The organism is Ferrovum sp., from assembly GCF_027317285.1.
Taxonomy (GTDB): Bacteria; Pseudomonadota; Gammaproteobacteria; order Burkholderiales; family Ferrovaceae; genus Ferrovum.
This window is the reverse complement of sequence record NZ_DAHVHV010000027.1, coordinates 1-21,033: the sequence shown is the minus strand read 5'-3', so window position 1 is coordinate 21,033 and position 21,033 is coordinate 1. Positions and strand designations below refer to the sequence as shown.

Here is a 21,033-nt window from a genome sequence, read left to right as displayed (position 1 = left end):
GTGCGCAGGCTTCCTCAAACGATCATGCCCGCCGCCACCGTGTCATGAGTCAAGGCATCGATGAGGATGAAACTGCCCGTCGTGCGAATGTCTTCATAACGATCAAAAGCCAGAGGCTGTTGAACCTTGAATCCCATGCGCACCAGGTCGTTCATGGTCACTTGCGCTGGCGAGGGAATCAATTGGGAGGTCTGAATATCCAGACGGGCGCTGACGCTGTCCACCTTGCCCTGCAGGCAACGGGTGGTTTGCTGGATCAGAAGACGGCGTGCCGGATCATAGGGCTTGTCGGAGAACCAGCATACCAGGGCCTCGAAGTTCTTATCGGTTCTGGGCGGATGTGCGGCACTGGCAATCATGTCTCCCCGGGACATGTCGACCTGATCGGTCAATACCAGGGTAACCGACTGTCCTGCCCGGGCCTGGGGAATTCGTCCGCCATAGGTCTCGATCGCGGAAATGCGGCTCCTTCGTCCTGCGGGCAGAAGAACGACCTCGTCCCCCACCGCTACCGTGCCGCTTTCCACCCGTCCCTGCGCGCCGCGCCGTTCTTCTCCATTTTCTTCAGAAAGTCTCGCAACCAACTGAATTGGAAACCTGAAACTTGAGTTCAGGGCCTCTTCGTCCAACGCCACCGTCTCCAGCAATTCAAGCAACGTTGGACCCACGTACCAGGGCATGTGGTCCCCGTGCAGGACCACGCCATCCCCGTTCAATGCGCTCAGCGGGATGAACTCGATATCCCGAAAATCCAGGGGTGCCGCAAAACTCAGAAACTCCTGCCTGACCCGTTCAAAAGCCTCCTGTCCATAGGCCACCAGATCCATCTTGTTGACGGCAATCACCACCTTGCGAATCCCCAGCAAGCGTACGATCTGTGCATGCCGGCGGGTTTGTTCCACCACCCCCTTGCGCGCATCCAGCAACAGGATCGCCAGATCCGCCGTACTTGCCCCCGTCACCATGTTGCGCGTGTACTGGGCATGGCCCGGGGTGTCCGCAATGATGAAACGGCGCGCCGGGGTGCTGAAGTAGCGATAGGCCACATCGATGGTGATCCCCTGCTCGCGTTCGGCCTGCAGTCCATCGGTGAGCAGGGATAGGTCTACCTGGGACTGGCCGCGGCGCGTGGAGGTGGCTTCGATGGCGGCCCATTGATCCGCCAGTACGGAGCGGCTGTCGAGCAGCAAACGTCCAATCAGGGTACTTTTTCCATCATCCACGGAACCGCAGGTGATGAACCGCAAAATCTCTTGACAGTTCTTCAGTTTATTTTCCATATCACGGATTCCAAATATTTTTCTTCAAAAATAACCTTGTTTCTTACGCAGTTCCATGGAGGCTTCGGAGGTTTGATCGTCGGTACGTGTCGCGCCCCGTTCGGTCAGGGTACTGGTGGCCGTCTCGCGCAGGATGTCCTCCAGGGTACGGGCCTCGGAAGGCACCGGACAGGTGCAGGTCATGTCCCCCACGGTACGAAAACGAACCCAGCGTTCTTCCACCTGCTCACCCGCTCTGGGCGGGGTCAGGGGCGTGACGGGAATCCACTGGTCTCCGCGCGCCACGACTTCCCGGCGATGGGCGAAGTACAGGGAAGGCAGATCCAGCCGCTCGCGGGCAATGTATTCCCAGACATCGGCCTCGGTCCAGTTGCTGATGGGGAAAACCCGCATGTTTTCACCGGGATGGACATGGGCATTGTAAAGGTCCCATAACTCGGGCCGCTGGTTTTTTGGGTCCCAGCCCCCGAATTCATCGCGAAAGGAAAAAATTCTTTCTTTGGCGCGGGCCTTTTCCTCATCCCGGCGGGCGCCGCCCAGGCACGCATCGAATCCGAACTCATGGATGGCATCCACCAGGGTGACCGCCTGTAACGCGTTCCGGCTGTCCGTCTCGAAGCGCACGCGTGCGCGGCCCTGACGAATGGACTCTTCCACCGAACGGACAATCAGGTCCACCCCCAGGCCTTTGACCACCTGATCGCGAAACTCGATCACCTCCGGAAAATTATGCCCGGTATCCACATGCATCAGCGGAAAAGGGAGACGCTGGGGATAAAAAGCCTTGCGGGCCAGGTGCAGAACCACCATGGAGTCCTTTCCGCCCGAGAAGAGGAGGACCGGACGGGCACATTGGGCCGCCACTTCGCGCAGGATATGAATGGCTTCCGACTCCAGTCGGTCGAGATGATCCCAGGGAGCCCAGGCGCCGCCGGGCGAGGGGGGGGAAGTGAGTGTCGCTGCTTGGGTTGACTTCATGGAACCGCTTTCTCCTTTCATGATTCCTGTATTGCCGTTTCTGCTTCTGAGGCGACGTGTAAGCCACATTCCTTGCTGTCGGAAGATTCCCACCACCAGCGTCCGGCCCGTTCATCCTCTCCCGGCTGGACCGCGCGCGTACAGGGCGCACAACCGATGCTGGCATAGCCCTGATCGTGCAATGCGTTGTAGGGCACCCGGTATTCTTTCAGGACTGACCAGACCTCTTCCCGACTCCAGTCCAGCAAGGGACTGTATTTTACCAATCCATGCCCTTCGTCCCAGGCTTCAGCGACGAGATCACTGCGGGTGGGCGACTGATCCCGCCTCAATCCGGTGATCCAGCCCTGCTGCCCGGACAGTGCCCGTGCCAACGGCTTCACCTTACGTGCGCCGCAGCAGGCACGACGCGCTGCCAGACCATGATAAAACCCGTTGACTCCCTGTTCCCTGACCAGTTTTTCCACATCCTCCAGGGCGGGCCAGAACACTTCGATGCGCCGTCCATAATGCTCGAAAACCCGATCCAGCAAACGATAAGTCGCCTCCGGCAACCGCCCCGTATCCAGGGTAAAAATACGGATGGGTAAATTTTTGCGACAGATCAGATCGGTGATCACCATGTCCTCGGCCCCCAGGCTGCTGGCCAGGGACAGGGCCGGGGTACGCAACAGCCACGCCCGCAAATCCTGTTCCAATTGATCGATTCGGGAAAGGGTCATGTCAACCTCCGGAAGGGTGGGACAAGCGCCGCCGAAACAGGGGCTCCGGTCGTTCCACCGAAATTTGGTAGGCCTCGCTGAACAGGCCCAGGCCGCGCAGAAGATTGGCTGCCGTTTCTCCCGGTCGGGGTGAGAACCCGTTGAAGCCACAACGCTCCAGTTCATTGACGGTATCCTGGAACACGTCGCCCACTGCCCGGATCTCGCCCTGGTAACCATAGACCTCGCGCAACAGGCGTCCCAGACTATGTCCCCGTCCATCGGCAAAACTGCCGATATGGATCGCAATCAAGGCCAGTTCCGGCAGATAGGGACGCAGCACCTCCGGATCCTGGTCGGTCTCCACCCATAATCCGGCCCGACCCGCGCTGGCCTGTGCCCGCACCGCCTGCCATTCCTCGAGACGATACAGCCGATCCCCGCCTGCCTCAGGCTGCTCCGGATTGAAGCGGCCCCAGGTATCCGGCACGATCTGACGATTCACCACGACTTCACGCACAGGCCACCTCCTGATTGGGTGCATAGACCGCATCACGGAAAGGCGCAATTCCCAGCCTCTCCACCGTATCCGTAAATTTTTCCGCAGGGCTCAGGCGCAGTTTCAAGTACACCTCGAGCATGGCCTGGAGGGCATCGGGCACTTCTTCCGGAGTGAGGGAAGGACCGATGACCTTGCCCAGACGGGCCGGCTCCTGCGCCCCGCCAATGGAAATCTGGTAGTACTCACGCCCATGCTTATCCACGCCCAGAATCCCGATGTGACCCACATGGTGGTGCCCGCAGGAGTTCATGCACCCGGAAATATTGAGGTCGAGAGGACCGAGCGCACGTACCCAGGTCGCATCGGAAAACTTGTCCTGCAGGGCCTTGGCCACCGGCAGGGAGCGCGCATTGGCCAGGGAACAATAATCCCCTCCGGGGCACGCGATGATGTTGGTGAGCAATCCCACGTTGGGCGTCGCCAGACCCCAGGGGCACAGGGCATCATACAGTGCCGGCAGGTCGCCCAGAGCCACGTCGGGCAGGATCAGGTTCTGCTCGTGGCTGACCCGGATTTCGCCAAAGCCAAAGCGCTCCGACCAGTCGGCGATCGCGTCCATCTGCGCTGCGCTGGCATCGCCCGGCGGCTGATCCGGACTTTTCAGGGACAGAACGACGCTGGTATACCCTGGCACCTTGTGCGGATGAAGGTTCTGGCGAAACCAGAAGGCAAAGTCCTTATCGTGATGCAGACGCGCGGCCAGCGTTGCCGGAATCCCGGCAGGAAGAGACCGGTAGGCCGGTTTCTTGAGGCGGGCTTCGATCCGTGCCACTTCCTCGTCCACCAGCGTGGCCGGACCATCCTTCCAGTGCTGCCATTCCGTTTCCACTTCCCGCTGAAAACGCGCCACGGTCATGGCTTTGACGAGAATTTTGATGCGTGCCTTGTATTTGTTGTCCCGTCGCCCGTAACGGTTGTACACCCGCAGAATGGCGTCGAGATAGGTCAGCAGATGGCGGGCCGGCAGAAACTCCCGGACGATCTCGCCCACCATGGGGGTCCGTCCCAGGCCGCCGCCCACCTGTACCCGATACCCCAGGCCCTGCGTCGCATCCTGCACCGCCTGCAACCCGATGTCATGAACCCCCGTCGCCGCACGGTCTTCGCGCGCCCCGTTGACGGCGATCTTGAACTTGCGCGGCAGGAAGGCAAACTCCGGATGCCCGGTGGACCATTGACGGATCAACTCGCAAGTGACGCGCGGATCGACCAATTCGTCGGCAGCCACCCCGGCAAAATGGTCGGTGGTGGTGTTGCGCACGCAATTGCCGCTGGTTTGCGTGGCATGCATCTGTACCTCGGCCAGTGCGGCCAGAATATCCGGCACCTCAGGTAGTTTGACCCAGTTGTACTGAATGTTCTGACGGGTGGTGAAATGCCCCACGCCCCGGTCATGGGTACGCGCGATCCAGGCCAGACGCCTCAACTGGGCGGCGCTCAGCACCCCATAGGGAATGGCCACCCGCAACATGGGCGCATGCCGCTGAATATATAAACCATTCTGAAGGCGGAAGGGACGAAAATCGTCTTCAGACAACTCGCCGGCCAGAAAGCGCCGGGTCTGGTCCCGAAAACGGGCCACCCGTTCCTCCACCAGACGCTGGTCGATTTCATCATATTGGTACATGATCGTCTTCTCCACTTCATCGGAATGAAGACCATTCTAACGAGCGCTCTTTATTCAAACAAAGAATATAAAGTTGGACTGTTATAACAATTAAAAATAATACACTCAGGCATAGGCCCGCAAGGTTCGCGAAAAGCGCATCAATTCCTGAATTCCACTGTCTTCGGCACGCCGACACCAGTCGCGCAGTTGCTCCAGCAACTGTTCGGCGTTGGCATTGGTGCGCGTCCACAACTGTTCCAGTTCGCGGCGCATTTGAACCACCGTGCCCAGCGGACGACTGACTTCCATCACCCGAGCCAGGGTATGGCGCTCGGCCCCGGGCAGTTCGTGATCCGGATGATGCAGCCAGCGCCCGATCATGGCGGTCACCTCGCGCCGGGAGAGCGAAGGCGATTTGACGGACTCCCCGAGACGATGGAATTCCTGCACACAGGTCGTGGCCAGTTCCCGGGTATAACGCCTCATGACGTCATAACGGTTGCGGATGATGGCATTGAGGGTCGCCAGGTCGCACTCTCGCTTGGCCGGGTCAAATTGCGCTTGGGGCGCCACCGACTTGACCCGCGCCTGTCCCAGGCCCTGCAGGAGGCGAATGTACATCCAGCCAATGTCGAATTCATACCAACGATGAGAAAGTTTGGCCGAGGTTGCAAAAGTATGATGGTTGTTGTGCAACTCTTCGCCACCAATCAAAATGCCCCAGGGGAAGATGTTGGTACTGGCATCCTTGCAGTTGAAATTGCGGTATCCCCAGAAATGACCCACCCCATTCACGACGCCCGCCGCCCAGAAGGGAATCCACACCATCTGGACCAACCAGATCAGCACCCCCGGGACCAGTCCGAACAACGCCATGTCCACCAACGCCATGAGGGTCACCCCCAAACGTTCGTGGGCTGCGTAAAGGTGGTTTTCAAGCCAGTCATTGGGCGTTCCATGCCCAAAACGCGCCATGGTCTCCGCATTGCGACTTTCCTTGACGTAGAGGAATACCCCGCCCCACAGCACCCGCGACAACCCCAATACCTGAGGACTGTGGGGGTCTTCCGGGGTTTCACATTTGGCATGGTGTTTGCGGTGAATGGCTGCCCACTGCCGGGTTACCATGCCCGTGGTCAGCCACAGCCAGAAACGAAAAAAATGACTGGCCACACGCCCCAGTTCAAGGGCACGGTGGGCCTGGTGGCGATGCAGAAAGATGGTGACACTGGCAATGGTGATATGGGTCAACACCAGGGCAGCGACCAGATCGCCCACCCAGGACAGGGACAAAATACCGGAATGAATCATGCGCACTCCTCTGAAGAAGGAAAAATTGCAGGAAAAACCCCCATCATAACAGATCAGGGCAGGATCGCCTGTGCGCCGTCCCTGAGAGGAACCTTGATGCCTGCCGTACGCAATCCCTGGCGAATCTCCTGCATCAGGGCGGAACGCAACCCCGAGTCGCTCTTTCCGGGATCAGGGATCCAGTAATACAGGGTCACTTCGAATCCGTGCCCCGTCATCTTGCCCACCACCGCACCGGGCGCCGGGTCGGCCAGGATCCGGTCCTGACGCCGGGCCGCTTCTTCCATCAGGGCCTGCACGGCAACCAGATCCGTTTCATAGAACACTTCGATGGTCAGACCATGGCAGACGCCCTTCCCCATGCGCGAATGATTGATGATGGTCTGGGTCAGAAAGGTTTCATTGGGCACGATGAACGCAGTCCCATCCGTACCCGACAGGGTGATGCAGCGTGCGTCCAGACGGATTACCGTGCCCTGCCGCCCTTCCACCGTAATCACGTCTCCCATGCGCACGGACCGATCCATGAGCAGAATGAATCCGCTCACATAATTACTCGCCACCTTCTGCAGGGCGAATCCCAGGCCGACGCCCAGGGCTCCGCCCAGCACTGACAGAAAAGTGGCGTTGATCCCCACCAGAGGCAGCGCCAGCAACACCGCAAAGAAGAACAGGAAACCGCGGGTCAACTTGATCACGATGACCCGCACATGGGGATCCAGGGATTCGGCCCGCCCCAGACGCCGTTCCAGCCAGGAACCCAGCCACAATGCCCCCACCCCCAGCAAACTGATGACCAGGGTTCCCTGCAGTAACTGCCACAGGGTCATCCGGGTTCCGCCCATGCGGAAGTCGACGCCCCCCAGCCAGTCACGCACCGGGTTGAGGAACCCGGTGACATGCAAAGCAAAAACCACCCACACCAGACGCAGGAACAGGGTCTGAACAATGACCAGCCGTTTGGACCCCACCCCATAGTTCAGGACGTACACCCCGATGCGCGCCACCGCCAGGGCCAAGGTCAGGGCCAGCGCCATATGCAACAAGGGAGCATGGCGTCCATGCCCGAAATAGTAACGCAACGCCATCAGGGATACGGCACTGGTCCCGGCGAACAAAATTTTTCTGAGATGACGCAATTTCTCCCGGTCCACCTTCTGATGGGCCAGCCGTTTCCCCAGAAACAGGGAAACCCCGAGCCCCACCGAAAGAGCGGCCGCCAGAACGGGCACCTGCCAGACATGCCGGTATTGGGTCAGCGACTGAAAAAACTCGATCAGATCCGCAAAGGGATCACCCGCCGGTTCCATCCTTTACCCCTGCCGCTGCCAAAGCGCCGCAAAAAATCCGTCTGTCCCGTGGCGCTGGGGCCAGAGTTGAAACCAGGGGTCCTCCAGGCCGGACACGATGATTCCCTGCTCCGCCAGGACCTGGGAAGCCGCCAGGGGAACGAATTCGGGGTGTCGCGCCGTGAATTCCCGGGCCTGGATCTGATTCTCCGCCGGCAACAGACTGCAGGTGGCATAGACCAGGCGCCCGCCGGGTTTGACCAGTTGGGCGGCGGCTTCCAGAATATGACGCTGCTTGTCGACCAGGGTCGACAGCCCGTCGGCGGTCTGACGTAATTTCAGGTCCGGATTGCGGCGCAGCGTCCCCATCCCGCTGCAGGGAGCGTCCACCAGTACCCGATCGATCTTGCCGGTGAGACGTCGGACCCGGTCATCGGTTTCACGCGCAATCACCACCGGCATGAGATTGGAAACGCCCGAACGTTTGAGCCGCGGCTTGAGTTGTTCGAGACGGCGCGCGGCCACGTCGAAAGCGTAAAGACGTCCCTGGTTATGCATCAGGGCGGCCAGATGCAGGGCCTTGCCCCCCGAACCGGCACAAAAATCCACCACCATGTCACGGCGGCGCGGGGCCACCAGGGCGGCCAGCAACTGACTGCCTTCATCCTGGATCTCTACCCAACCTTCGGTGAACAGGGGCAAACGATTCAGGAGAGGACGTCCCTGCACCCGCACGCCCCAGGGAGACAAAGGCGTTGCCTCGGCAGCGATCCCCGCCGCCGTCAAAGCCGCCAGCACGGCCGGTCGATCCGCCTTGAGCAGATTGACGCGCAAGTCCAGAGGCGCCGGTTTCTGCAGGGCCCACCCCAATGCCAGCCACTCGCCCTCCGGCAGGACTTCCTGAACGGCACTCACCACCCATTCAGGCAGATGGGCACGCACCGAGGGGGTATCGGGCAAACGTTGCGCCGCCAGCGCCGCCAACCAGTCCCGTTCCTCGTCTCCCCGGCACAGTCCCTGCAATTCTCGGGTGCTGCGTCCACCAACCCGTTGCAAACTGGCCAGCACCAGGCGACGGGGCGCCGTGGCTGGAGCCAGGGCCGTGACGGATTCCCAGTGGCGCAGCAGACCATAAAAATGGTCCGTGACCCAGGCACGATCCCGCCCGCCCAATTGGGACTGGTCGCGAAAAAAGTCATGGAGCACCCGATCTGCCGGACGTATTCCCGCCAACAGGATGCTCAGCGCCTCCACCAGGGCCTCGAAGAGGGGGATCCTCACCCCGCCATTTTCCGCCTCTTCCGGCGGTTTCGGCGATGGGGAAGAAGGACGGGCGGACCCACGCAAGGGGGAACGATTTTTTGTCATTGAAACTCTCCTGCCCAGAGCAGGCGTAAATTTTGTTCTCGTGAATCGTCGTACCACCGCACCTGGCCGTCCGCCCCCAGAACCCAGCGACTTTCCGCCCAGGCCCGCAATACGTAAGGGAACAACCGGTGTTCCATGGACAATACCCGTGCCGCCAGAGTTGCTTCGTCATCCCCGGGTACTACCGGCACGACCCCCTGGGCCACGATGGGTCCGCGATCCAGTTCCGGGGTAACGAAATGCACGGTACACCCATGCACTGCCACGCCCTCCGCGAGGGCTCGACGATGCGTATGCAACCCCGGGAACGCGGGCAACAGGGAGGGATGGATGTTGAGCAGGCGGCCCTGATAGTGCGCCACGAATTCCGGCGTCAGGATACGCATGAACCCGGCCAGCACCACCAGATCCGGCGCAAAGCCGTCGATGGCCTGCTGCAGCGCCTGATCGAAGTCCGCCCGCCCGGCATACCCCTCGGCGGGGATGACGCGGGTGGGGATGCCCCGCGCCTGGGCCAGCCCCAACCCTGCCGCATCCGCCCTGGGGCTGATGACGGCCACCACCTGGAGCGGTAACCGGGCTTCCAGCAAAGCGCCCAGATTGGACCCCCGCCCGGAAATCAGGACGACGACCCGCCGCTCGGCGTTCATGGTCCTCACGCGACCCAGGTCGCTGGCGCGGCCTCGGGGCGCGGCACGATCTCGCCGATGGACCAAGCTTCCCAACCCAGGGCTTCAAAATGTTCCAGCACGGTTTTTTCGTCCTGGGGGGCCACCACCAGGGCCAGCCCCACCCCGCAGTTGAACACCCGCAGCATTTCTTCCTCGGCCACGGCACCGCTGCGTTGCAGCCACTCGAACAGCGGGGTGCGAGGCCAGCGCGCCCGCTCCAGGTGGGCAGCCAGTCCGGCAGGGATCACCCGCGGCAGGTTGTCCACCAGTCCGCCCCCGGTGATGTGGGCCATGCCCTTGAGGGTCACCTGTTTCATGAGGGCCAGAACGGGTTTTACATAGAGGCGGGTGGGGGTCATCAGCACATCGGCCAGCGTGGCGTGGCCATACGCCCCGCCGGGAAAGGGCGCCTTCAGGTCTGCCCCGCTCCGGGAGACGATTTTTCGGATCAGGGAAAACCCGTTGGAATGCGCCCCGCTCGAAGCCACTCCGATGACGCGGTCTCCCGCCTGCACCGTGGAGCCATCGATCAAGGCGGATTTTTCTGCCACGCCCACCGCAAATCCCGCCAAATCATATTCCCCCGCCGGATAGGAATCGGGCATCTCTGCCGTTTCCCCTCCGATCAGGGCACAGCCGGCTTCCTCGCAACCGCGCGCAATCCCTTCGATCACGGTGGCCGCCTGTGCCACATCGAGCCGACCACAGGCAAAGTAATCCAGAAAAAACAGGGGTTCTGCCCCCTGAACCAGGATGTCGTTGACGCTCATGGCCACCAGATCGATGCCCACTTCCTCATGGCGGTTCAACTCGAAGGCCAGGCGCAATTTGGTGCCCACGCCATCGGTGCCCGAAACCAGAATCGGTTCCTTGTAACGCTGGCCGATTTCCACCAAGGCGGCAAAACCACCGATGCCGCTCACCACCTCCGGACGCAGGGTACGCCGGGCAAAGGGCTTGATGCGTTCCACCAGGGCATCCCCCGCATCGATATCCACCCCGGCATTCCGATAGGACAGTCCGGCATTGAATGGGTTGGAAACAGTCACAAAAATTCTCCAAAGTAGGATCGGATTCCTTCCAGAAGGATGCCGACCTGTTAAAATCACCCAGTCACAGACCGGACTTCCGAATTCTTTTTACCTGCAGATTTTAACCCAAATGCCCCTGTCACGCCCCAGGTTCACCCAACGCCCTGAAATTTGGCTTGCCCTGCTGGCACTGGGTGCGCTGATCTACACCCTGGCCGACATTCTGGCGCCTTTCGTGGCCGGGCTCCTGCTGGCCTATCTCGGGCACCCGCTGGTCCGGCGCCTGAGCACCTCCTGGTTTCCCCGCCCCCTGGCGGCCCTGGTCGTCGTGGGCAGTTTTCTGGGACTGGGATTGGGCTTCCTGGTGTTGCTCTTTCCCCTCCTGGCCCATGATCTCCTGCAACTGATCGCGCGTTTGCCCAACACGACGGATGCCTGGCAAGCCGCCCTCATCCCCTACCTGCCCAGGAACCTCGGCATCGACTGGAGTACCAGTCTGAGTACCTGGCGCGAATTGCTGAAACAGCACCTGGGATCGATCAGCGATGCTCTCCAGAACCTGCTCCTGTCCGCCCGTCACGGCGGATCGGTGCTGATCCATCTGTTCCTGACCCTGCTGCTGATTCCCGTCGTCACTTTCTACCTGCTCAAGGACTGGGATCGACTGATCCAGACCCTGGCTCAAAAACTGCCCCCGCGCAATGCGGCCCCCCTGCGCCAACTGGCCCACGAAATCGATGTCGTACTGGGCCAGTTCCTGCGCGGTCAAGTGCTGGTCATGGCCTGCATGGCGACATTCTACGGCCTGGGTCTGCATTTCACGGGGCTGTCCTCGGGACTGGCCCTGGGCATCACCGCCGGATTGCTGGTCTTCATCCCCTACGTGGGCGTCTTCATCGGGTTCGTTCTGGCCGTTCTCACGGCGCTGATTCAGGACCCTTCCCTGCTGCTGCCCGTCTGCGGTGTGTTTGCCGCCGGCCACGTGCTGGAAGGCTCGTTCATCACGCCCCGCCTGGTGGGGGAACGCATCGGGTTACACCCCGTCATGGTCATCCTGGCCTTGCTGTCCTTCGGTCAACTGCTGGGTTTTTTCGGGATCGTGATCGCCCTGCCCGCCTCGGCCGTCGCCCGCATCCTGTTGGGCCATCTCCACCAGATCTGGTGGTCAAGGGAGACGGCTCCCTGATGCGCCAGCAGATCCTTGACCTGACCCCCGATCCGCGCCCGTGTCTGGACGACTTTGTACAAGGCAGTAACGGAGAGATCGTCAGCGCCCTGCGTCGCTGGCAAGAGGGCGAAGGAGAACGTCAGATCTACCTCTGGGGAGATCCGGGATCGGGAAAAACCCACCTCCTGCGCGCTCTGGTCCGGCCCGAGGAATTTGTGCGCACCACGCCGGAAACCCGTTTCGAGCCCGATCAAAACCCGAACCTGGCCGTGGACGACGTGCATCTTTTGGGTTCGGAAGGTGCCCTGGACCTGTTTCACCGGTATAATGAGCGGCGGGATCAGGGATTGGGGCTACTGGTCAGCGGTTCCTGTCCCCCGGCCCACCTGCCTCTTTTCCCCGACCTGAGAACCCGTCTGGCCTGGGGGTTGGTGTTAAGGGTTTCGCCATTGAACGATGAAGAAAAAATTACAGCCCTGCACACCCACGCCCAATCCCTGGGGCTCACGCTTCCCCCGGCGGTCGCCCAGTACCTGTTGACCCATTGTCCGCGTCGCAATGACTATCTTTTTTCGCTCATGAAAGAATTTCATCACAGGACCCTGGCCACACACCGTGCCACCATCACTTTGCCGATGGTGCGCGAAATCCTTGGAAACCTTCACTCTTGACCCGACCTTCATGCGCCTTGCCCTCTTTGATCTAGACCATACCCTGCTGTCCGGTGACAGCGATTTTGAATGGGGCCAGTTTCTGGCCAACCAGGGCGTACTCGACCGCGTGCGACATGAAGCCAAAAACCGGGCCTTTTACGACGACTACAGGGAAGGGAAACTGGACATCGATGCGTTCCTGGCCTTCCAGTTGGAACCTCTGTCCCGCTTTCCCCGTGCCCAACTGGATCAGTGGCATCGTCGCTTCATGACGGAACACATCCTTCCACTGGTCAGCCCGGCGGCCCTCGAACGCGTCCGGGCCGAACAAGCGCAGGCCCAACTGGTTGCCATCATCACCGCCACCAATCGTTTCGTCACGGGTCCCATCGCCGCCCTGTTCGGCATCGACCATCTGATCGCCACCGAACCCGCCCAGAACGAAGCGGGCCAATTCACCGGCAAAGTGCAGGGGATTCCCAGTTTCCGGGAAGGCAAGGTCACGCGCGTGGACGAATGGCTGGCCGGCCTGGGCCACCGTTGGCAGGACTTTACGGAAACCGCCTTCTACAGCGACTCCCAGAACGACCTCCCCTTGCTGGAACGGGCCAGCGAACCCGTGGTCGTGAATCCCGACCCCGTTCTTTCCGACCTGGCCCAACAACGGGGTTGGCCTGTCTACCACTGGAAATCCTGACATGATCCGGCGTCTTCTGAACAGGGTCTTCGGCCCCAAAAAAAACCGTCATGGCGCAAAGCCCCTCGCGCTGACCGCCTCCCAGCACTCCCTGCGCCCCCAGGCCATCAGTCCCTGCGCGCTGCGCGTGATCAAAACCCTCCAGGAAAACGGCTTTCAGGCCTATGTGGTGGGCGGTGCCGTGCGCGACCTGCTGCTGGAGAAATCGCCCAAGGACTTCGATGTCGCCACCAATGCCACGCCCGAACAGATCCGACGCCTGATCCGGCGCTCGCGCATCATCGGGCGACGTTTCCAGATCATCCACGTCCCCTGCCACGACGAAATCGTTGAAGTCACCACCTTTCGGGGCCATGCGCCCCATGACCATCATTCCCAGACCGACGAACATGGTCGCCTGACCCGGGACAACGTCTTTGGCAGCCTGGAAGAAGATGCCGCCCGTCGTGACTTTACGGCCAACGCGCTGTTTTATGATCCGGTCCACAATATCCTGCTGGATTATTTCTCCGGAACGAAGGACATCGCTGCCCGCCGCCTGGTCATGATCGGCGATCCCGTCCAGCGGTTTCGCGAGGATCCGGTACGCCTGCTGCGCGCCATCCGCTTCAGCGCAAAGTTGGGTTTCACCCTGGATGCGGCCCTGATCGGGCCCCTGCGCGAATTGAGCAACCTGCTGTCCCCCATCCCCGAATCCCGCCTGTTTGACGAATTGCTCAAGTTGCTCGTGTCCGGACAGGCTCGGTCCTGCCTGGAATTGCTCCACCAGTTCGGGCTGCATCCCCATCTTTTGCCGCATCTCGACACCCTGTGGGCCAACCCGGACCAGAGGCACTTCATCACCCTTGCACTGGATAATACCGATGAACGGCTACGGGACAAAAAACCGGTTTCTCCGGGCTTCCTGCTGGCTGCCCTGTTCTGGCCTCCGGTCCAGACCCTCTGGCAGGCCCGCCAGGCCCAGGGAGAACCCCTTTATCCCGCCCTGTTCGGGGCCATGGAAACGGTCCTGGATGCGCAGCGCAAGACCTTGCCCATCCCGCACCGTTTCGATGGCACCATGAAGGAAATCTGGAGCCTGCAACCCCGTTTTGAACAGCGCAGCGGCCAACGGCCTTCCCGCCTGCTGGAGCACCCCCGCTTCCGGGCAGGGTACGATTTTCTGCTGCTGCGCTCTGCCAGCGGCAATGCGCCCCCCGAGTTGGGCGTCTGGTGGAAGACCTTCCTGGAAGCCGACCCCGACACCCGCCCCTCCCTCCTGGTGCAGGAGACCCGTAAACCACGCTCGCGTCGTCGTACTCCATGAGTCCTGCCTCCCTTCCGGCCCCGCACCTGGAACCCGTCAGCGCTTATATCGGCGTGGGCAGCAATCTGGCCGACCCGGTCCACCAGGTCACCTCGGCACTCAATCGCCTGGATGCCTTCCCGGGAACGCGTCTGATCGCCCGTTCGAACCTGTACCGAAGCCCGCCCTTCGGACATCTGGATCAACCGGATTTCATCAATGCCGTCGCACACATCGAAACGGTCCTCGATCCCGAGACACTGCTGTCCGAACTGTTGAGTCTGGAACAGGCCCATGGACGGGTGCGCCTGTTTGCCAATGGGCCACGTACCCTGGATCTGGATATCCTGATGTATGGAACGGAATGCCGCCAGAATGCGCGCCTGACCCTCCCCCATCCCCGGCTCGCCCAACGTTCCTTCGTGCTCCTGCCCTGGCTCGACGTGGCCCCGAAAACCCTCATGATTCCCGGACAGGGAACCATTGCCCGGTTGCTGTCCACCTGTCCCGGCCCGCCGGCCCTGCCCCTCTGACCCTCCCCCGAACAGTCCATGGATATCCTGCACACCCTCAGCGCCCTGCGTCACCGTCTTGCCCAGGAACCCGCGGTTGCTCTGGTCCCCACCATGGGGAACCTCCACGACGGGCATATCGATCTGGTCCGCCGGGTCCAGCCCCATGCCCCCTGCGTGGTGACCAGCATTTTCGTCAATCGCCTGCAATTCGGTCCGCAGGAAGACTTCTCCCGCTATCCACGCACGCTGGAGGAGGACTGCGCCCGTTTGAAACAGGCCGGATGCGCCGTGGTTTTTGCCCCCCCGGAAAACGAGATGTATCCCGAGCCCCAAACGGTCACGGTCGACCCTTCCCCGCTTCAGGATGAACTGGAAGGGGCCATCCGTCCCGGGCATTTCCGGGGCGTGGCCACCGTGGTCCTGAAACTGTTCCACATGGTTCAGCCCCAGGTGGCCATCTTCGGCAAAAAGGATTATCAGCAAACCCTGATTCTGCGCACCATGGTGCGTCAACTGGCCCTGCCCATCACGCTCCTGGCGGCTGAGACGGTACGGGCGCCCGATGGCCTGGCGCTCAGTTCGCGCAACCGTTACCTGAGCCCGGCGGAGCGGCAGCGTGCGCCCGAACTCCACCAGGCTCTGAAGGCCGTGGCCGAAGCCCTGAAACAGGGAAAAACGCCGCAGGAAAGTCTGGAACGAGGACAACTCGACCCCACCTGCTGGAGGACGGATTACATGGTCGTGCGCCGTGCCCAGGATCTGGGCGCCCCCACGCCCGAGGATCGTTCCCTGGTGGTACTGGGTGCCGCACGTCTGGGGAGCACCCGCCTCATCGACAACCTCGAGGTCTTACGCTGACCCCTGAAGGCGGGCGCTGACCCAGGGCAGGACCGAGGCCAGCGCCTCCGGCAATGCGTCGGGCCGGGTTCCTCCGGCCTGGGCCAGATCGGGGCGCCCCCCCCCCTTCCCGCCCACCTGGGGCGCAAGATAGCCCACCAGTTCCCCGGCCTTGAGGCGCGGGATCAGGTCGGCGGTCACCCCCGCCAGCACCGCCACTCTTCCGTCCTGCACTGCCGCCAGCACGACCACGGCCGAGAGGACCTGTCCCTTGAGAGCATCCCAGGCCTCACGAAGGCCCTTGGCATCGGTGTCGGGTAGCGTGGTCGCCAGAACCCGAACCCCTTCCACGACCTGCGCCTGGTCGATCAGAGCCACCCCGGCCCGCGCTGCCCCCTGTGCCTTCAGGCGGGACAATTCCCGTTCCCGCGCCTGCCCCTGTTCCAGCAGTTGCTGCAAACGTTTGGGCGCTTCCTGGGGGGTGGCGTGGAGTCGTTGCGCAAGTTCATACAGTTGGCGCTGTTCCTGTTGGGTCCAGAGCAGGGCGGTCGCGCCCGTCACGCCCTCCACCCTTCGGGTCCCCGCCGCCACGCCGGACTGGGCCACCAGACGAAACAGTCCGATATCTCCCGTCCGGGCGACGTGGGTTCCCCCACACAGTTCAGTGGAAAACGCCCCCATGCCGATGACCCGCACCTCGGCGCCATATTTTTCGCCAAACAGGGCCATGGCCCCCTGCCGCAGGGCTTCATCGTAATTCATCGTCCGGACGGAAACCGGCACATTCCGTCGAATCTCCTCGTTGACCAGCATCTCCACTGCCTGTATCTGCTCGTTCGTCAAGGATTCACCGTGGGAAAAATCGAAACGGGTGCGCTGGGCATCCACCAGTGAGCCGCGCTGGGCCACATGACCGCCCAACACCGCGCGCAGGGCGGCATGCAGCAGATGGGTGGCCGAATGGTTGAGGGCGGCCTGCCGGCGTGCGGCTTCATCGACGCGTCCCAGCACGGTCGCCCCCACGGTCAAAGCCCCCTCGAGCACACGACCCTGGTGGCCGAAAACCTGAGCCTGGATTTTCTGGGTATCGACCACCTCAAAATGACCGTCCTTTCCTTCCAGCCGCCCCCGATCCCCCACCTGCCCCCCCGCTTCGGCGTAGAACGGGGTACGATCGAGCACCACGATCCCTGTCTGACCCGCCTCCAGCCGGGACACCGGACTTCCTTCATGATAAAGGGCCTGCACCACGCTCGACTCCTGGAGTGTGTCGTAGCCCACAAAGGTCGTCACCGGTCCGTCATACTCCACGCCACTCTCTGCCGTAAAGCGGGAAGCCGCACGGGCCCGCTCACGTTGTTGCGCCATGGCCTGCTCAAAACCTTCCAGATCCAGCGTCGCCCCCCGCTCGCGTGCAATGTCCGCGGTCAGGTCCACGGGGAAGCCATAGGTATCCGCCAGGCGGAAGATCACCTCGCCAGAAAGATGCTCGGCGTTCAGGCGCAGGGCCTCGTCCAGCACCGCCAAGCCATGCTCGAGCGTTTCGGAAAAACGTTCCTCTTCCTGCAGGAGTACGGCCTTGACCCGCTCCTGTGCCGCCACCAGTTCGGGATAAGCCTCTCCCATCACCGCCACCAGATCCTCCACCAAACGGTAGAAGAAGGGCTGTTTCTGCCCCAGTCGATAACCATGGCGAATGGCGCGCCGAATGATGCGGCGCAGCACATACCCCCGTCCCTCGTTGCCCGGAATGATGCCATCCACCACCAGAAAGGCGCAGGCCCGGATATGGTCGGCAATGACGCGCAGGGACTGGCTGGCAGGGTCTGGAGCCCCCGTATGACGCTGGGCCGCCGCAATCAGGTCACGAAACAGGTCGATCTCGTAGTTGCTGTGCACGCCCTGCAGGATCGCCGCAATCCGTTCCAGCCCCATTCCCGTATCCACCGAAGGACGTGGCAAGGGATGCAGCACCCCCCGTTCGTCGCGATTGAACTGCATGAACACCAGGTTCCAGATTTCGATGTACCGATCACCATCAGCCTCGGCCGATCCCGGCGGCCCTCCCGCCACTTCGGGGCCATGGTCATAAAATATCTCGCTACAGGGTCCACAGGGCCCGGTATCCCCCATCTGCCAGAAGTTGTCCGCCGTGGCGATGCGCGTGAAACGGGCGGGGTCCACGCCGATCTCGTCGAGCCAGATCGTGGCGGCCTCTTCATCGTCATGGTAAACCGTCACCCACAGACGCTCTTTGGGCAACCCCAGTTCCTCCGTCAGGAATTGCCAGGCGTACCCGATGGCTGCGCGTTTGAAATAGTCGCCAAAACTGAAGTTTCCCAGCATCTCGAAGAAGGTATGATGACGCGCCGTGTACCCCACATTCTCCAGGTCGTTGTGCTTCCCCCCGGCGCGGACACTGCGCTGACTGCTGGTGGCGCGGGTGTAGGGGCGCTGCTCCTTGCCGAGAAAGACGTCCTTGAACTGGACCATGCCCGAGTTGGTGAAGAGCAGGGTCGGGTCATGGGCCGGCACCAGGGAACTGGAAGGCACGATGGTATGCCCATGCCGGGCGAAGAACTGCAGGAAACACGTACGCAGGGCGGAAGATTTCATGATCCGTTTCGACTGAAGATGAAGGGTTGAATAGAACCCGGGATTTTACCTGATTTTTCTGCCCGAACCGCCCGCTTCAGCGGATTCTCTTGCGCCGCAGGGGGTGTTGCCCGCTCTGCAAGCCATTCAGGGCCTTGTAGAGGGCCGCTTCCATCTGCGCATATTCGAGGGCCGACACCCGTGCACGCAACAGGTTCTCCCGCGCCTGCTGCAGATCCCGATCTTCCCGGCCCGGGCCTTCCCGCTCTGTCAGGACGAAATCGAGCAACAGGGTTACCCGTTCCGGCTGTACCTCCACCGCACCACCGGAAACATAAAAGTGCTCTTCGGCCACGGGATCTCCCTGATCCACCCGGACCCAGCCCGGACGCAATTCCGCCATGAGCGGAGCATGGCCCGGCAGAATGCCCAAATCCCCCAGTTCCCCGGGAATCACCACGAAGGAAGCCGGCCCCGAAAAAATCTGTCGTTCCAGGCTGACGATCTCCACCTGAAATACCCGCTTCACCCCACCCCTCCCGTCGCCGCCGCCCCGGAAGTGATTTCGACCAGTTCACGGGTGATCTGTTCCTGGCGAAAACGGTGGTAGAGATGCTGCAGATCTTCCATGGCTTCCCGGGCATTGTCACTGGCCGCCTTCATGGCCATCATCCGCGCGCCCTGCTCGGATGCCATGTTCTCCGCCACCGCCAGCCAGATCGAGGTTTCCAGATAACGGCGGAGCATACGGTCCACGACTGTGGGGGAATCCGGCTCGTACAGGTAATCCCAGGACCCCGCCGGCGCGCCCAGCCGCTCACCCGAGAGCGGCAACAAGGCCTCCACCACCGGGCGCTGAACCAGCACGTTGACAAAATGCGAATAGGCCACAAACAAGCCATCGATCCGACCTTCCCGAAAGTCCTTCAGGACCACGCCCAGGGGGCCGACCAGTTGTTCCATCTCGGGCGTATCTCCCAGTCCCACCACCTGCGCGACCACCGGCACCCCCAGACGGCGCATGAAACTCAGCCCCTGGTTGCCGATCACGCACGCTTCCAGCGCCACGCCGCTGCGGCTCCATTCCCTCAGATATTCCCCCACCTGACGAAACAAACGAGTATTCAAACCACCGCACATGCCCTTGTCGGTGGTCACCAGAATCAGTCCCACCCGTTTCATGGGCAGGCGCCGCGCCAGATAGGGAGAGCGGTATTCGAGACGGGCGTGGTGCATGTGTGCGGCAATGATGCGCACTTTCTCGCCAAAGGGGCGGGCTGCCTCCATGCGCATCATGATCTTGCCGATCTTGCTGCGTGCCACCATTTCCATGGCTCGCGTCAACTTCTGCAAATTCCGTACGGTCCCGATCTTGCCCCGAATTTCCTGGAGATTGGCCATGCCCCTGCCTCAGTGCCAGGGCCTGAAGAGCGGTGTCGCCACCTCACGCATCAGATCTTCCTCGTCGGCGGGGATGATCAGAACGGGAAGACTCCGTGCCGTGGAAATGAGGGGGGCGTTTTCCCGGTTGGCGCTCTCGTCCAGGGCAAACCCGAGAAAGGCCAGGGACTGCACGATGAGCGACCGAACCACGCCGGCGTGCTCTCCAATGCCACCGGTAAAGACCAGCGCATCCAGTCCGCCCAGCAGGGTCGCCATACTGCCCACGCTCTGAGCGATCCGCCGGCAAAAGAATTCCACGGCAAAACGGGCCTCTTCCCGTCCGTCCGCCAGCAAGGTTTTCATGTCGGCGCTGATTCCCCCGGATAGGGCCCACAAGCCCATTTCATGGTAAACCACCTGGGTCAATTCATCCCACGTCAACTCCAGTCCCAGGGCCAGGATGACCCCGGGGTCCAGGTCTCCGCTGCGGGTTCCCATCACCAACCCGCCCGCCGGACTGTACCCCATGGTGGTTTCAACGGACGTCAGGTGGTGCATGAGACAGGCACTGGCCCCCTGTCCGAGGTGCAATCCCGCAATCCTTCCCTGGGCTCGCCGCGGACCCAGCACCTCGGGCAGGCGCCGCGCCAGGTGGGCATAACTCAAACCATGAAAACCGAATTTACGCAGATGGAAACGGGAAGGAATGGGCAAGCGCGTGGCCAGGGCGGGCAAGGTGGCATGGAATGCAGTATCGAAGCAGGCGATCTGGGGGACAGAAAAATGAGCCGTGCAGAGGTCCACCCCCCTCAGATTGGCAGGCAGGTGGAGCGGCGCCAGGGGCACCAGGGCCTCGAGACGATTTCGCTCCACCCCGTCGATCACCCGGGCCACCTCCGTGACGGCACCCCCATGCACCAGTCGATGAACCACGCCATCCGGACTCTGACCCTCCAGATCCTTGAGCAGGGACTGCAACGGACCTTCATGATCCGTGGTTCCGGAAAAATGCCAGTGGCGAACCCCTTCCCTTCCCTGAAACAGGGTGGCACGCAGGGAAGAGGACCCACTGTTGAGGACCAGAAGGGTTAGTGGGGCCA

General features: G+C 61.8%; 20 protein-coding genes. 6 read left to right on the top strand and 14 right to left on the bottom strand.

Features of this window, described 5'->3' with window-relative positions; translation table 11 throughout:
* Positions 1–14 precede the first annotated feature (14 nt).
* From cysN to purM, 10 genes are all read right to left on the bottom strand, one after another.
* Positions 15–1,280: a sulfate adenylyltransferase subunit CysN gene (cysN, locus tag M6F29_RS07270; protein ID WP_297456941.1), complete on the bottom strand. Its 1,266-nt coding sequence runs from the start codon at positions 1,278–1,280 to the stop codon at positions 15–17.
* 24 nt (positions 1,281–1,304) lie between these two features.
* A complete protein-coding gene (cysD, locus tag M6F29_RS07265; protein WP_298158252.1) occupies positions 1,305–2,258 on the bottom strand; it encodes a sulfate adenylyltransferase subunit CysD in 954 nt (317 codons plus the stop codon).
* Between the two features lie 17 nt (positions 2,259–2,275).
* Entirely contained in the window at positions 2,276–2,980 is a 705-nt protein-coding gene (locus tag M6F29_RS07260; RefSeq protein WP_298158250.1) for a phosphoadenylyl-sulfate reductase, read from the bottom strand.
* A 1-nt stretch (position 2,981) separates the two neighbouring features.
* Positions 2,982–3,479: a DUF934 domain-containing protein gene (locus M6F29_RS07255; RefSeq protein ID WP_298158248.1), complete on the bottom strand. Its 498-nt coding sequence runs from the start codon at positions 3,477–3,479 to the stop codon at positions 2,982–2,984.
* Complete coding sequence (locus M6F29_RS07250) at positions 3,472–5,148, bottom strand: nitrite/sulfite reductase (protein WP_298158246.1); 1,677 nt, start codon at positions 5,146–5,148, stop codon at positions 3,472–3,474. The genes M6F29_RS07255 and M6F29_RS07250 overlap by 8 nt, the downstream gene beginning before the upstream one ends.
* A 105-nt stretch (positions 5,149–5,253) precedes the next feature.
* Complete coding sequence (locus M6F29_RS07245) at positions 5,254–6,438, bottom strand: DesA family fatty acid desaturase (RefSeq protein WP_366525959.1); 1,185 nt, start codon at positions 6,436–6,438, stop codon at positions 5,254–5,256.
* A 56-nt stretch (positions 6,439–6,494) separates the two neighbouring features.
* Positions 6,495–7,751, bottom strand: a complete 1,257-nt coding sequence (locus M6F29_RS07240) for a mechanosensitive ion channel family protein (protein ID WP_298158242.1) — start codon at positions 7,749–7,751, stop codon at positions 6,495–6,497.
* 3 nt (positions 7,752–7,754) lie between these two features.
* Positions 7,755–9,098, bottom strand: coding sequence for an RsmB/NOP family class I SAM-dependent RNA methyltransferase (locus M6F29_RS07235; RefSeq protein ID WP_298158240.1), 1,344 nt, complete (start codon positions 9,096–9,098; stop codon positions 7,755–7,757).
* Positions 9,095–9,748 carry a phosphoribosylglycinamide formyltransferase gene (purN, locus tag M6F29_RS07230; RefSeq protein ID WP_297478120.1) on the bottom strand — a complete coding sequence of 218 codons (654 nt, stop codon included), beginning with the start codon at positions 9,746–9,748 and terminating at the stop codon, positions 9,095–9,097. Before purN ends, M6F29_RS07235 begins: the two co-directional genes overlap by 4 nt.
* A gap of 5 nt (positions 9,749–9,753) precedes the next feature.
* Positions 9,754–10,818, bottom strand: a complete 1,065-nt coding sequence (gene purM, locus M6F29_RS07225; RefSeq protein ID WP_298158237.1) for a phosphoribosylformylglycinamidine cyclo-ligase — start codon at positions 10,816–10,818, stop codon at positions 9,754–9,756.
* 112 nt (positions 10,819–10,930) lie between these two features.
* Here purM and M6F29_RS07220 point away from each other — a divergent pair, with 112 nt between their 5' ends.
* The 6 genes from M6F29_RS07220 to panC are packed head-to-tail and all read left to right on the top strand — an operon-like array spanning position 10,931 to position 15,976.
* Positions 10,931–11,986 (top strand): AI-2E family transporter, encoded by a 1,056-nt coding sequence (locus tag M6F29_RS07220; protein ID WP_298158235.1) that lies wholly within the window; start codon positions 10,931–10,933, stop codon positions 11,984–11,986.
* Positions 11,986–12,639 (top strand): HdaA/DnaA family protein, encoded by a 654-nt coding sequence (locus M6F29_RS07215; protein ID WP_298158233.1) that lies wholly within the window; start codon positions 11,986–11,988, stop codon positions 12,637–12,639. The genes M6F29_RS07220 and M6F29_RS07215 overlap by 1 nt, the downstream gene beginning before the upstream one ends.
* A 10-nt stretch (positions 12,640–12,649) precedes the next feature.
* The gene (locus tag M6F29_RS07210) at positions 12,650–13,318 is read left to right on the top strand and encodes a histidinol-phosphatase (protein ID WP_297498818.1); all 669 of its coding nucleotides are present in this window, start codon (positions 12,650–12,652) and stop codon (positions 13,316–13,318) included.
* 1 nt (position 13,319) lies between these two features.
* The gene (pcnB, locus tag M6F29_RS07205; RefSeq protein ID WP_298158231.1) at positions 13,320–14,624 is read left to right on the top strand and encodes a polynucleotide adenylyltransferase PcnB; all 1,305 of its coding nucleotides are present in this window, start codon (positions 13,320–13,322) and stop codon (positions 14,622–14,624) included.
* A complete protein-coding gene (folK, locus tag M6F29_RS07200) occupies positions 14,621–15,136 on the top strand; it encodes a 2-amino-4-hydroxy-6-hydroxymethyldihydropteridine diphosphokinase (RefSeq protein WP_298158229.1) in 516 nt (171 codons plus the stop codon). The genes pcnB and folK overlap by 4 nt, the downstream gene beginning before the upstream one ends.
* Positions 15,137–15,154: 18 nt before the next feature.
* On the top strand, positions 15,155–15,976 hold the full coding sequence (gene panC, locus M6F29_RS07195; protein ID WP_298158227.1) for a pantoate--beta-alanine ligase: 822 nt from the start codon (positions 15,155–15,157) through the stop codon (positions 15,974–15,976).
* Here panC and alaS read toward each other — a convergent pair.
* From alaS to M6F29_RS07175, 4 genes are all read right to left on the bottom strand, one after another.
* Positions 15,968–18,571: an alanine--tRNA ligase gene (gene alaS, locus M6F29_RS07190; RefSeq protein ID WP_298158225.1), complete on the bottom strand. Its 2,604-nt coding sequence runs from the start codon at positions 18,569–18,571 to the stop codon at positions 15,968–15,970. The genes panC and alaS overlap by 9 nt on opposite strands.
* A 76-nt stretch (positions 18,572–18,647) precedes the next feature.
* The gene (gene atpC, locus M6F29_RS07185) at positions 18,648–19,079 is read right to left on the bottom strand and encodes an ATP synthase F1 subunit epsilon (protein ID WP_297453340.1); all 432 of its coding nucleotides are present in this window, start codon (positions 19,077–19,079) and stop codon (positions 18,648–18,650) included.
* Positions 19,076–19,951 (bottom strand): ATP synthase F1 subunit gamma, encoded by an 876-nt coding sequence (atpG, locus tag M6F29_RS07180; protein ID WP_297478141.1) that lies wholly within the window; start codon positions 19,949–19,951, stop codon positions 19,076–19,078. Before atpG ends, atpC begins: the two co-directional genes overlap by 4 nt.
* A gap of 9 nt (positions 19,952–19,960) precedes the next feature.
* Positions 19,961–21,033 (bottom strand): acetate/propionate family kinase (locus tag M6F29_RS07175; protein WP_298158223.1); only part of this gene is annotated, 1,073 nt, incomplete at its 5' end.